The sequence below is a fragment of the Kocuria sp. UBA5001 genome (assembly GCF_002398425.1).
GTDB classification, from domain to species: Bacteria; Actinomycetota; Actinomycetes; order Actinomycetales; family Micrococcaceae; genus Kocuria; species Kocuria salsicia.
This window is the reverse complement of the sequence record NZ_DGYR01000001.1, coordinates 174,454-187,417: the sequence shown is the minus strand read 5'-3', so window position 1 is coordinate 187,417 and position 12,964 is coordinate 174,454. Positions and strand designations below refer to the sequence as shown.

Here is a 12,964-nt window from a genome sequence, read left to right as displayed (position 1 = left end):
CCGGTGGAGATCACGATCGGCGGCGACCGCCCGGTGGGCCCGCAGATGGGCTCCGTGGTGCGCCGCCAGGCCGGGGAGCGGCTGCGGGCGGCCGGGGCCGATCCGCTGCTGCTGCGCGCCCCCGTTGCCGTGGACGACGACATCCCGGACGAGGGCGTGATCGCCGCCGTGGACGACGCCCTGGACCTGTGCCGCGGCGTCGGCGCGGGCATGCTCGTCCTCGCGCTGGGAGGTGTGGCCCACCGCGGCCGCCAGCGCCAGCGCCTCTACTCCATGCTCGCCGCGCTCGCTGAGGCCGCCTCGGACCGCGGCGTGCGGCTCATGGTGCAGAACAGCGCCGAGGTGGACGAGGTGGGGATGCTGCTGGCCCTGTTGGACCGCGAGCACGACCAGGGCACCCTGGACGTCAGCGCTCGGGGCACCACCTCCCTGGCGTGGGACCTCTCGCGCTCGCGGGCCGCCGGACAGCCAGACGACGACTCCTGGGCCGTGGTGCGCCGGGCCGCCTCCCGCGCTCCGGTCCTGGTGCGTGGACTGCGCGCACAGGACGACGCCGAGCTGCTGCGCACCCTGCCCGGATACCGGGAGTGCCGGGCCCTGGGGAGTGTGATCACCGTGCTGACGGCGGATGACCGGATGATAAAGTGACCTCTCGTGTGCCCGCGGGCACACACGTGTGTTGCACCCCGCGGGGCGCAATGCTCCGCCATGGTGTAATTGGCAGCACACCGGCCTTTGGAGCCGTGAGTCTAGGTTCGAGTCCTAGTGGCGGAACGCACGACACATCGAGGCGCAGATGGCCCCCCACCGCCTCACGAGCAACCAGAGGAGTCTGCTCCGTGAGCACCGTTGACACCGTGGAAGGTGGGGAGACCCCCGCCGCAATCATCGTCCTGGCCGCGGGAAAGGGCACCCGCATGAAGTCCAAGGTCCCCAAGATCCTGCACCCCATCGGCGGCCGGTCCATGGTGGGCCACGCACTGAAAACGGCGCGGGAGCTCTCGCCGCAGCGCGTCGTCGCCGTGGTGCGTCACCAGCGGGACCTCGTGGCGGAGCACATCGGCGAGCTGGACGCGGACGTGCTGATCGCGGACCAGTCGGACGTCCCCGGCACCGGCTCCGCCGTGGATGCCGGGCTCGACGTCCTGGACGCCGAGATCCCCGTGACCGGCACCGTGCTGGTGACCTACGGGGACGTCCCCCTGCTTACCGCGCAGACGCTGCGCGAGTTCACCTCCCACCACGTGGCCCACGGCAACGCCGTGACCGTGCTGAGCGCGGACCACCCGGAACCCGGCAAGTACGGCCGGATCCTGCGGGACACGGACGGGCAGTTCACCGGGATCAAGGAGTTCAAGGACGCAACGGACGCCGAGCGTGCCGTGAGCGAGGTCAACTCCGGGATCTTCGCGTTCGACGCCGCTGTGCTGCGCGACGCGCTGTCCCGCGTGGACACGGACAATGCCCAGGCGGAGAAGTACCTCACGGACGTCCCCCGCCTGGCGCGCGAGGCCGGCCACCGCGTGGACGCCCTGAAGATGGCGGACTACATGGAGCTCGAGGGCGCCAACGATCGCGTCCAGCTCGCCGCCCTCGGCCGCTACCTGAACCAGCGCACGCTCGAGCGGCACATGCGCAACGGGGTGTCCATCGTGGACCCCGCCACCACGTGGATCGACGACACCGTGGAGCTCGAGGCGGACAGCACCGTGCTGCCCGGCACCCAGCTCCACGGGCGCACCGTGGTGGGAGAGGACGCCGTCGTGGGCCCGGACACCACCCTCACGGACGTCACCGTGGGTCGTGGCGCCACCGTGGTGCGCACCCACGGCAGCGATGCGCAGCTCGCCGCCGGCTCCATCGTGGGGCCCTTTGCCTACCTGCGCCCGGGCACGGTCCTGGGCGAGGACGCGAAGATCGGAACGTTCGTGGAGACGAAGAAGGCCGAGATCGGCCGCGGCTCCAAGGTCCCGCACCTGTCCTACGTGGGGGACGCCACCATCGGGGAGAACTCGAACATCGGCGCCGCCTCCGTCTTCGTCAACTACGACGGCGTGGCCAAGCACCACACCACCGTGGGCAACGACGTCCGCATGGGCTCGGACAACATGTACGTGGCACCCGTGACCGTGGGGGACGGCGCCTACTCCGGCGCTGGGACCACGGTGCGCAAGGACGTCCCCGCGGGCGCCCTGGTGCTGACCGAGGGCAAGCAGGTCATTGTGGAGGGCTGGGTGCAGAGGCACCGTCCCGGCACGGCGGCCGCCCGCGCGGCGGAGGCCGCCACCCAGTCCGACCGCAACGACCACGCCTGAGCCCGGGCGCACGCTGCGCGAGCAAGTGATCCAGCAGGAATCCTAGGAAAGCGAGTCCACATGACCGGCATCACCAACACGGGTTCGAACCGCATGGTTCTGCTCTCGGGTCGGGCGCACCCCGAACTCGCGCAGAGCATCGCGAGCGAGCTGGGGACGGAACTGGTTCCCACGGACGCGTACGACTTCGCCAACGGCGAGACCTACGTGCGCTTCGGCGAGTCGGTGCGCGGTGCGGACGCGTTCCTCATCCAGTCCCATCCCGCACCCATCAACCAGTGGCTGATGGAGCAGCTCATCATGCTGGACTCCCTCAAGCGGGCCTCCGCCAAGTCCATCACCGTGGTCAGCCCCTTCTACCCCTACGCCCGCCAGGACAAGAAGCACCGCGGCCGCGAGCCCATCTCTGCCCGCCTGATCGCGGACCTCTACAAGACCGCCGGAGCGGACCGTCTGATGTCCGTGGACCTGCACACGGCGCAGATCCAGGGCTTCTTCGACGGCCCCGTGGACCACCTCATGGCCATCCCGCTGCTCAGCGACTACGTGCGCTCCGCGGTGGACGTGGACAACGTCACCGTGGTCTCCCCAGACACCGGCCGCGTGCGCGTGGCCGAGCAGTGGGCTGAGCGCCTGGGCGGTGCACCGTTGGCGTTCGTGCACAAGACCCGTGACATCACCGTGCCCAACCAGGCGGTCTCCAAGGAGGTCGTGGGCAACATCAAGGGCCGCACGTGCGTGCTCATCGACGACATGATCGACACCGGCGGAACCATCACCGGCGCGGTGCAGGTCCTCAAGGACCAGGGCGCCACCAACGTGATCATCGCCGCCACCCATGCCGTGTTCTCCGGGCCGGCCGTGGAGCGCCTCGCCAACTGCGGGGCGGACGAGGTCGTGGTCACCGACACCCTGCCGGTGCCCGAGGAGAACACCTTCGAGAACCTCACGGTGCTCTCCATTGCGCCCCTGATCGCCCGGGCCATCCAGGAGGTTTTCGAGGACGGCTCGGTCACGAGCCTGTTCAACGGCAACTCCTGAGCGGGCCCGCCCAGCGGGTGCACGAGAACGGCGGGCGGTCCCCGGACCAGGGGACCGCCCGCCGTCATCGTTGGCGCGGTGGGATCAGCCGCGTGTCACAGCCTGACCACCCGCGTGACACCGGTCGCGGTGTCGTAGCCGATCATGTAGCCGTTGGAGAACTGCTGGCGGACCTCGGTGCCCGCCCGGTACTCGTCCGTGGTGGGGAAGCCGTAGCCGCGCTCCATGCCGGCCTTGGCCCAGCGCTGTCCGATCGCGCCGAACTCCTTGACGGCGTGGGACCCGGTGCGGCTGCTCCACATCACCTTGGTGTTCTTGCCCGCGGTGGTTCGGAAGACCTGGTAGGCGCCGCCACTCGTGCTGCGCTCCTGGTTCAGGGGGAAGCCGTAACCGCGCTCTCGGCCCGCGGAGATGAACTTCTTGCCGATGCTCGTGGTGTTGCGCAGCATGTGCCCCCCGGTGCGGCTGTGCCAGTACCCGGTGGACTTCACACCGTTGCGGGAGAACTCCTGGTAGCGCCCTCCGTACGCGGCGTTGACCTCGCCCGTCACCGGGGAGCCCCACGTGGCGGCGCCGCCCGTCGAGTTGTACACGGCCCCGATGCCGCCGCTCACGCTGTACCCGGAGGCGCGGCCACCCAGGGGCTTGTAGGAGCTGGAGGATGCCAGGGAGGCGAACCGCGCCCAGGACCCGCCATAGACGTTGGAGTCGCCGGAGAACGGCCCGTTGTCCGTGAACTGCCAGATGTCGTGGGTGGACCAGCCGTTGGGCATCCGCCCCGGGCTGGCCACGCCGTAGGACGCGAGGTGCAGGGGGTGGTTGTTGAACTGGGACGTGTTGCCCGTGCAGGTCTGCCACCAGTCCGTGGTGGTGTAGATGGCGGGCAGGCGCCCGGTGCGCTGCTTGTAGCGGTCCGAGAAGGACTTGATCCACGTGTTCATCTGCGCGGCGGACATGTTGTAGCACGTGTTGCCCAGGGACGAGTACGGGTTGTACTCGATGTCCAGCAGCCCGGGCAGGGTGCGCCCGTCCGCGGACCAGCCTCCGCCGTTGTTCACGAAGAAGTCCGCCTGCGCCGCTCCGGAGGACTGGGACGGCAGCGCGAAGTGGTAGCCGCCGCGGTTCATGCCCACCGCGTAGGAACCGGTGTACTGGTCGTTGAACGCCTCGGAGCGGTAGTTGATGCCCTCCGTGGTCTTCACGTACGCGAAGCGCGCGCCCGCGTTGTACTCGGCGCTCCAGTTGATGGCGGGCTGCCAGCCGGAGACGTCCATGCCCGCGATGCCCGCAGGGCGCCAGGTGCTGGCCCGGATCACCAGCGACATCGCGCCCGCCGGGCCCACGGCCGTGGGCCCGGCCGCCTGGGCGGAGGAGGACGACGTCGCGTCCGTGGTGGGCTCCGCCGAGGCCTTTCCGGTGGCCTTGTCGGACGCCTTGCCCGACGGCGTGGCGCTGGGGGAGGCGGCGTCGGAGCCGAGCACCGTGGCCGTCACCTTCTCCACCTCCTTCTCGGAGGCGCCGGAGAGCTTGGTGGTGTCCGCCATGGACTTCAGTTTCTGGCCCATGGTGGCGCCGGGGTTTTTGTCACCGGTCTTGGGGGGAGTGGCCGGGAGCTTGGGGTCCTCGACCACCGTCGCGAGCTCCTTGGTCTCCACGGAAACCACGTCGCCCTTGGCGGGGTTGAGGTTCTCGTGCGGGTCGTCCGCCGCTGCGGCGGGCATGAGGGTGGACAGTGTCAGCACGGCGGCCGTGACGGCGGCGGGCAGGACGGATCGTCTGGGGGAGATCATGCGTGATGCCTTTACTGCGTGGGGGGAAAGCCACTCGATGGGGGGAAGAGGAGTGACCTGGGGGGACGCACTAGAAAGTGTAAATGTTCACCATGAAAATCGATGTATCTTGCGTCCCCTGATTGATAACGGAGTCATTTCGGGACGGAAAAGTTTCGATTTCCGAGGCCCCGCGGCCCAGCAGGCCCTCATGGCACTGCCGATGGCCTCGGGCGCCCTGGATGCCGTCGCGGTGCTCCGGGCGCCGTTGCGGCGGCTCGGGCGGGCCCACGACGGAGGACGCCGCCCTCCCCGTGGTGGGAGAGCGGCGTCCTCGACGGGCGGGGTGCGGGTGACGCTCAGTAGGCGCCGTCCGAGGCGAAGACCGCGCGGACGGTGCGCAGCATGATGACCAGGTCCTGGACCGGGGACCAGTTCTCCACGTAGTACAGGTCCAGGCGCACGCTCTGGTTCCAGTCCAGGTCCGAACGGCCCGAGACCTGCCACAGGCCGGTGATTCCGGGGCGGACCCGCAGCCGGCGGTAGACGTGCTGCTCGTACTTGTCCACCTCGCTGGCCAGGGGCGGGCGTGGGCCCACCAGCGACATGGTGCCGTTGAGGACGTTGATGAACTGGGGCAGCTCGTCCAGGCTGTAGCGGCGCATCCACGTTCCCGGCTTCGTCACGCGGGGGTCGTCCTTCATCTTGAAGAGCACCCCGCCCTCGGACTCGTTGGTGGCCAGCAGGGCAGCCTTGCGCTCCTCCGCGTCCACGTACATGGACCGGAACTTGAGCATGCGGAACCGGGTGCCGTCGATGCCCACGCGCTCTTGGGCGAAGAGGGCGGGCCCGCCGTCGTGCGCCCTGACCAGAACGGCCAGCCCGATCATGACCGGCGAGAGCAGCACCAGTGCGGTCAGTGAGCCCACGATGTCGATCAGGCGCTTGACGGTCTTCTTGGCGCGGGTGAACCGGGGCGTGGCCACGTGGATCAGCGGCAGACCAGCAAGCTGCTGCGTGTGGATGCGCGGCCCGGCAATGTCCGTGAGGCCGGTGTTCATGACCAGGCGGATCCGCTCGTCCGCGAGCGCCCACCCCAGGTGCCGGATCTCCGTGGTGCTCAGGGGGACGGCGGCGGCCATCACCAGGGTCTCGACGTCGTGCTCACGGCACGCCTGCACGATGCCCGAGACACTGGGGCGGTCCTGCGCCGCGAGGGCGTTGTGCGGCAGCCGCACCGAGGAGAGCGAAGCGGGGAGGCGGTGGTGGGACGTGGGCATGTAGACGGCCACGGGGTCGAAACCGGCGTCCGGACGCTCCTGCAGCTCGCCCACGAGCTCCACGGCACCGGGGAAGCGGCCCACGACCATGGTGCGGGACATGTTCTGGCCCTTGGCGCGGCGCAGGATCAGCTGGCGCCGAGCCGTCATCCGACCCGCCAGCAGCACGACGGTGCCGACCGGCAGGGCGATCAGGATGTAGCCGCGGGCCGTGGGCACGTCCAGCGCGTAGGAGGCGATTGCAATGGCCGCGAAGAGCGTGAGCGAGGCGGTGACCACCTGCTTGGCCTCCTCGGCGCCGTTGCCGATCAGCCGGACCTCGCGCGTGCCCCGCAGCTCGAGCCAGCCCCACCACACCACCGCGAGCACGAGGCCCACGAACCAGTACGGCACGGGCAGCAGCGTGTCCACGTGCAGCAGGCCCTGGAGCCAGCCGAACCGCAGCGCCTGGGCGAGACTCACCGCCAGGAGCAGCGCTACGGTGTCGTAGAGCCGCAGCTTCTGCTGGTAGCTGTGCCGCCACGAGACGTGCCTGTGCTTGTGCTGTGCTTTTTGGAACACGGTCGACGAACCTTCCCCCAGAACCGTTCGACGGCGAGACACCCCACGCGCTCGCTCAGATGCGTTGACCGAGTCAGAGGCGGCCCCGCACCACGGTGTTCATCTCCCCCGAGATTTACGCCCGCTAAGCGCCGAATATACTCTCCCACGTGGGCGGATACTGCCGAAATGCATGATTCGGTACGCAATTGTGGACATCTGACAGGGCGGGATCGCGGGGTTCGTGGCCCGGTTGGGGGTCACGTGCCTCCGAGTGGGGGACACGGCCGCGGCGGGTGCCTGCACCCCGGCTGGAGCCCGCGCCCCGCCGTCTCCACGGCGCGAGGGCGGCGCACGTGTGCAGGCCCTGCGGAGGGCGACGACGGCGGTCCCCGCGGCAGCGGGGGAGGGGCCCGTGGGCGGCGGGCGCGCGTCGTCGTCGTGGTAGTGTGGGCAGGTTGCCAAGGCGAGGGGGTAGGACCCTGCCCCGTTATCGACGACGGCCTGTGGATCCCGATCCGCCACCCCGGTGAACACGTCCCGGGGAGCGCGAGTGGGGTGCCGCACCACGTCGATCGGAAGTCGTTCGGACACGCGGTGCGAGAGCACCGGAGCCCCGAACGGTCCGAGGTGACCATCCGGACCCACGATCGAAGGAGACCCACCATGGTGGACGTCATCACCATCCCCGCGACGCTGCGCACCGAGTTCGGCAAGGGCTACGCCCGCCGCGTGCGCGCCAACGACCAGATCCCCGCCGTGATCTACGGCCACGGCGCCGAGCCGCTGCACGTGATCCTGCCGGGTCACGAGATGATGCTCGCGTCCCGCAACCCCAACGCCGTGCTCGACATCAACGTGGACGGTGAGGGCCACCTGGCCATGATCAAGGAGGTTCAGCGCCACGCGGTGCGCCCCGAGATCCTGCACATCGACCTGCTGACCGTGCGCCGCGGCGAGCGCGTCGAGGTCGAGGTGCCCCTGTCCGTCGCGGGCGAGGTCGCACCCACCGCCGTCCACAACCTCGAGGAGAACGTGCTCCTGATCGAGGCGGACGCCCTGAAGGTGCCCGAGCACTTCGAGATCGACATCGAGGGCCGCGAGCCCGGCGAGCACATCTACGCCGCGGACGTCACCCTGCCCTCCGGCGTCACGCTGGTTTCCGATCCGGAGCTGCTGGTCGTCAACGTCTCCGAGCCGGTCGAGCAGGACCTCGGCGAGGAGCCGGAGACCGACGAGGAGTCCGAGGGCGAGGGCTCCGAGGAGACCGCCGAGCAGTCCGAGGACAACGAGTAGGAACCACCCGTTCGTCGCGCCCGCCAGGGTGCGGCGCGGCCCGTGCGGCGGCAGGCACCCTGGTGTGTCTGCCGCCGTTCGGCGTTGCGGGGGCTTCACAGAGGGCTCGAGGAGAGGGAGAACGAGATGACGGACCGCACCCTGGTGGTGGGACTGGGCAATCCCGGCGACGCGTACGCCGGAACGCGCCACAACGTCGGAGCAATGGTCGTGGCCGAGCTCGCGCAGCGGGCGGGGGAGAAACTCTCCGCACACAGGGCCCGGGCCGCCGTTGCCGAGACGCGGATGCGCCCCGGGTCGCCGCGCCTCGTGCTCGCTCAGCCGTTGAGCTACATGAACGTCTCCGGGGGGCCGGTGAGTGCGCTGGCGAAGTACTACTCCCTGGGACTGGAGGACCTCGTGGTGGTGCACGACGACGTCGACCTCCCGTTCGGTGCGGTCAAGCTCAAGCGCGGCGGCGGCGAGGGCGGGCACAACGGCCTGCGCGACATCACCAAGGCCATGGGTGGCCGGGACTACGTGCGGGTGCGTGTGGGGGTGGGGCGGCCCCCGGGGCGGATGGACACCGCAGACTATGTGCTCAAGCGCTTCTCCGGGGCACAGGCGAAGGAGCTGCCTCTGCTGGTCTCCGATGCCGCGGATGCCGTGGAGATGCTGACCGAACAGGGCCTCACCGAGGCGCAGCAGCACTTCCACGCGCGCAACCCGGCCTGAACGGGCGCCGGAGGCGGCACCCGGGCGGCACTCGGTGCCTGGGGTCGCCCGGGCGCAACTTTGGCCCTGCCAACACTGAGCATGTGCACTCCGGGGCTTCCCAACGTGCACTTGCTCAGTTCTTGCAGGGGTGCCGAGGTGGCAGGGGCGCGCGCTGAACATGAAAATCGACGGATCCTGGGATGGATCCGTCGATTTTCATGTGCGGCGGAGGACTGCTGCCGCGCTCGCACGTGGTGGGCGGGGACGCCCCACCTGGCAGTCAGTCGAGGGTGTCGGGGTCGTTGCCCGCCGCGCGCATCGCCTTGTACTTGGCGTTGCGCGGTGCCACGAACGCCGCACCGATTGCGGCCGCCAGGAGCGAGCCGCACAAGATGCCCACCTTGGCGTGGTCGCTGTGGGGGCTGCCCTCGCCGAAACTGAGCTCCGCGACCAGCAGGGACACGGTGAAGCCGATGCCGGCCACGAATGTCATGCCGAGCATGTCGAGCCACGTGTAGTCCTTGTCCTTCTCCGCGGACGTGAACCGGTCCATCAACCACGCGGCCCCGAAGATGCCGATGGGCTTGCCCAGCACCAGACCGGCCACGATGCCCAGGGCCACCGGATCCATGGCGGCGTCCTTGATGCCGCTGAGACCACCCGCGGCCACGCCGGCCGAGAAGAATGCGAAGACAGGGATGACCACGGCATTGGAGAGCGGACGGAAGCGGTACTCCAGGGCGGGTGCCAGGCCCAGCCGGGGGTCCTCCTCGCGAATGATGCGCGGCTTCTCCTTGAGCACAGGGACCATGAAGCCCAGCAGCACGCCTGCGATCGTGGCGTGGATGCCGGACTCGTACACGAGCCACCAGGTCACCAGACCGATGGGCAGGAGGATGACCCACGCGGCCCAGTGCTTGTCCATGAACCAGGTCATGTACTTGTGGGTGAGGAACCAGAACAGGGCGAGCAGCACGGCCGCCCCGATCAGGAACGGGAACTTGACGCTCTCGGTGTACACGAACGCGATGATCGCGATGGCAATGAGGTCGTCCACGACCGCCAGCGTGAGCAGGAAGGTGCGCATGGCCACGGGCAGGGACGAGCCCACCACTGCCAGCACGGAGACGGCGAACGCGATGTCCGTGGCGGTGGGGATCGCCCAGCCGTGCAGCGCCGTGGGCTCACCGCGGGAGGCGAGGTTGACCCCCAGGAAGATCAGCGCGGGCACCAGCACACCGCCAGCGGCCGCCACCACGGGCAGGATCGCCTTGCGGATGTTGTGCAGCTCGCCGTCCACGAACTCGGCCTTGAGCTCCAGGCCGGTCAGGAAGAAGAACACCGCGAGCAGCCCGTCCGCCGCCCAGTGCCCCACGGTGTGCTGCAGACCGGCCACGTCGCCGGGGCCCACCTCGGCGTCGCGCAGCCCGAAGTAGAAATCGCTCCAGGGGGAGTTGGCCAGCACCAGGGCGAGCACCGTGGCGATCAGCAGGAAGAGGCCACCGGTGGTGTCCTTGCGGAGGAAACTCAGGGTGGATCCGCCGGATTCGGAGGGCGTCTGCGTGTCCGTACTCACAACAAAAAGCTCCCGTCGCGTGGTTCGGTCGTGAACCGCGATCGTCGTGTCGAATGGAAAGGGGTCGGGCCGCGCCGTGTGCGCAGCCCGACCGTCCTGTCAGTGGGGGACTCAGCCCTTGGAGATCCACGCCTCGGCCTCGCGGGCCTGCAGGGTGAGCGCCTTTCCGATGTAGGGCTCGGCGGCGGCGGCGATCTTCTTGCCGACCAGCGGGATGTTGGCCTGGACCTCGCCGGTGACCTCCACGGAGGTCTCGTTCTCGCCCAGCGGCTTGATGCTCTGCTGGGCGGTGGCGCCCACGGGCAGCCCGCCGGCCTTGATCTCGGTGCGCACGGTCCGAGAGCCGTCCGCCGCGGGGGCGTCGTAGGTGTCCACCTGGGTCAGCTTCACGCCGCCCTTCACGAACTTCTGCACAACGTCCGGCAGCTTGTCCGAGCCCATGCTGCGCACCGTGGTGACCGTGAACGCGGTGGAGGTGTCCCCGTTGACCTCGAAGGACTCGAGCTCGGTGCCGGCGCGGTCGCTGACGTGGCGGACGAAGATCTCGTCCACGAACGTCTTCAGGACGGTGTCCACGGGAGCCTTGATGGTGGTGGATGCGTTGACGGACATGGTGCTCCTTCTGGGTCGGTTCAGGGGCGTGGGCCCCCGTGCGGGCGTGCACCCGTACGGGCTACTGCCCTCATCCTAATCGCGTGAGTCGCATGGGGCCCCGCCGCACGGGCGGAGCAGGCGCTGCCGGGCCCCACTCGGAGGTGCAGGCGGGCCCGGTCTACTGTCCGCCAAAGAAGGGGCAGTGATGATGCACTCGAACGCAGGATAGCCCGGCTTCCGCTCCCTAGACTGGGTATCGGCCCCCGCAGAGTCTTCGCGGAGGAGCCGGTCCCGGCGGGATGGGGATCCCGCCGCAGGCGCAAGGTTGCGCTTTTCTCAGGGGCGCGCCGCAATTTTTCCGGCGGGCGTGAAGTCATCGGGGGACTCATGTATCTGCAAGAACCGACGTCGGCCGGGCAGGCACCGGACCGCGCTCCGACGTGCGTGGACGACATCGCCACCACGGCCGGGGGCGGCAGTCCCGGCCACCCGCCGGTGGTGCTGCACGTGGTCGAGGCGTTTGGCGGGGGAGTCGCCGCGGCCGTGCGGGACTACGCCCGTGCCACGCCCGAGTGCGAACACCACCTGTTGTGTAACCTGCGCCCCGAGGCCGTAAACCTCGAGACCAACTGGGACGATGACTTCTCATCGGTGCGCTCCCTGCCTGGGGGACACCTGGCGAACATCACCGCCACGCGCTGGGCCATCAGGGAGGTCAAGCCGGATGTCATCCACTCCCACTCCAGCTACGCCGGGGTCTACGCGCGCCTCGCCGTCGGGCACCTGCCGCGGCGTCGCAACGACACCCTCTCCCCGCTCAATGCACCGGGAGCGCCCACGACGCGCGCCGAGCGCCAGGGGTACCTGCTGAGCGGTACGGGCCTGGAGCCTGCGGCAGGCGGGGGAGGCGGCGGCGTCGCGTCCGGCACGGGGAGCCCCGCTCGGCGCGGCTCGGGCGCCGCGCGGTGGTCCCGCGCCGTCCACGAGCTGACCAATAACAGGTACGTGGACCTGTCCCTGTCCCGGATCAAGCAGGTGTACACGCCGCACGCGTGGTCCTTCTCGCGCCTGGACCGCTCGCGTGCCACCCGGCTTGGGTACTGGTTGCTGGAGGGGGCGCTCGCGGCCCGCACGGACGTCCTTGCGGGCTGCTCGAAGGCAGAGAACAATGTGGCCCACTGGGGGCCGATCGCCCCGCACACCGTCTACGTGCCGAACATCGCCCCCTCCTACGGGGCCCGCAAGCCGCGCCCCGGTGTCGGTGAGCCGCTCGTGCTCGCTGGCGCGGGCCGGCTCGCCGCGCAGAAGGACCCTGTGTTCTTCGCACAGGCGGTGGACGCCATCCGTGCGGCCGGCCACGACGTCCGGCCCCTGTGGATCGGCGGCGGGGACGAGGACGTCGAGCGGATGCTGCGCGAGCACGGCGTGGAGGTCACGGGGTGGGTGGGCCACGAGGACGTGCGCCGGCACCTGCAGCGCGCGGACGTCTACCTGCACACGGCGCGCTGGGAGGGCTTCCCGATCACGGTGCTGGAGGCGGCTCTGAACGACATTCCGGTGATCGTGCGCAGGATCCGGGTCTTCGACGACGCCGGACTGCCTGTTGTCGTGGACACGCCGGAGGAGGTCGCGGCGCGCTGGGAGGAGATCACGGACGAGCGCGCGCGCAACGAGGTCACGCGCTGGGCCGGGCAGGCGCTGTGGGAGAACTGCCGTGCGGTGCAGCGCCGCCGGCTGGGAGAGATCTACGGGCTGCGGGTGCCGCTCGTGGAAGGCGCCACGACGCGGTGACCACCCGGGGCAGCCAGACTGCCCGGGGGAGCACGGAACGCTCGTGGAGCACACAAGGGGAGAGAC

At 69.8% G+C, this 12,964-nt stretch carries 10 protein-coding genes and 1 tRNA gene; 7 read left to right on the top strand and 4 right to left on the bottom strand.

Annotated elements, in window-relative coordinates; all coding sequences use genetic code 11:
• The 4 genes from B3G12_RS00855 to B3G12_RS00840 all read left to right on the top strand — a co-directional run.
• Positions 1-648 (top strand): hypothetical protein (locus B3G12_RS00855; protein ID WP_290498618.1); only part of this gene is annotated, 648 nt, incomplete at its 5' end.
• Positions 649-702: 54 nt separating this feature from the next.
• Positions 703-774: transfer RNA gene (locus B3G12_RS00850), tRNA-Gln, on the top strand.
• 65 nt (positions 775-839) lie between these two features.
• The gene (gene glmU, locus B3G12_RS00845; RefSeq protein ID WP_145010541.1) at positions 840-2,315 is read left to right on the top strand and encodes a bifunctional UDP-N-acetylglucosamine diphosphorylase/glucosamine-1-phosphate N-acetyltransferase GlmU; all 1,476 of its coding nucleotides are present in this window, start codon (positions 840-842) and stop codon (positions 2,313-2,315) included.
• Positions 2,316-2,375: 60 nt separating this feature from the next.
• On the top strand, positions 2,376-3,356 hold the full coding sequence (locus B3G12_RS00840; protein WP_144942352.1) for a ribose-phosphate diphosphokinase: 981 nt from the start codon (positions 2,376-2,378) through the stop codon (positions 3,354-3,356).
• A 95-nt stretch (positions 3,357-3,451) separates the two neighbouring features.
• Here the strand turns inward: B3G12_RS00840 and B3G12_RS00835 are convergent, their stop codons facing one another.
• Positions 3,452-5,146 carry a GH25 family lysozyme gene (locus B3G12_RS00835; RefSeq protein ID WP_290498616.1) on the bottom strand — a complete coding sequence of 565 codons (1,695 nt, stop codon included), beginning with the start codon at positions 5,144-5,146 and terminating at the stop codon, positions 3,452-3,454.
• Positions 5,147-5,484: 338 nt separating this feature from the next.
• Positions 5,485-6,966, bottom strand: coding sequence for a sugar transferase (locus tag B3G12_RS00830; RefSeq protein WP_290498615.1), 1,482 nt, complete (start codon positions 6,964-6,966; stop codon positions 5,485-5,487).
• 645 nt (positions 6,967-7,611) lie between these two features.
• Here B3G12_RS00830 and B3G12_RS00825 point away from each other — a divergent pair.
• Both B3G12_RS00825 and pth read left to right on the top strand, forming a co-directional pair.
• Complete coding sequence (locus B3G12_RS00825) at positions 7,612-8,241, top strand: 50S ribosomal protein L25/general stress protein Ctc (RefSeq protein ID WP_290498614.1); 630 nt, start codon at positions 7,612-7,614, stop codon at positions 8,239-8,241.
• Between the two features lie 126 nt (positions 8,242-8,367).
• Positions 8,368-8,955 carry an aminoacyl-tRNA hydrolase gene (gene pth, locus B3G12_RS00820; protein ID WP_055084335.1) on the top strand — a complete coding sequence of 196 codons (588 nt, stop codon included), beginning with the start codon at positions 8,368-8,370 and terminating at the stop codon, positions 8,953-8,955.
• Between the two features lie 262 nt (positions 8,956-9,217).
• Here the strand turns inward: pth and nhaA are convergent, their stop codons facing one another.
• The gene (nhaA, locus tag B3G12_RS00815; RefSeq protein WP_290498613.1) at positions 9,218-10,513 is read right to left on the bottom strand and encodes a Na+/H+ antiporter NhaA; all 1,296 of its coding nucleotides are present in this window, start codon (positions 10,511-10,513) and stop codon (positions 9,218-9,220) included.
• A gap of 111 nt (positions 10,514-10,624) precedes the next feature.
• Positions 10,625-11,125 carry a DUF2505 domain-containing protein gene (locus tag B3G12_RS00810; RefSeq protein ID WP_055084339.1) on the bottom strand — a complete coding sequence of 167 codons (501 nt, stop codon included), beginning with the start codon at positions 11,123-11,125 and terminating at the stop codon, positions 10,625-10,627.
• 369 nt (positions 11,126-11,494) lie between these two features.
• Here B3G12_RS00810 and B3G12_RS00805 point away from each other — a divergent pair, with 369 nt between their 5' ends.
• Positions 11,495-12,898 carry a glycosyltransferase gene (locus tag B3G12_RS00805; protein WP_083482427.1) on the top strand — a complete coding sequence of 468 codons (1,404 nt, stop codon included), beginning with the start codon at positions 11,495-11,497 and terminating at the stop codon, positions 12,896-12,898.
• Positions 12,899-12,964 lie beyond the last annotated feature (66 nt).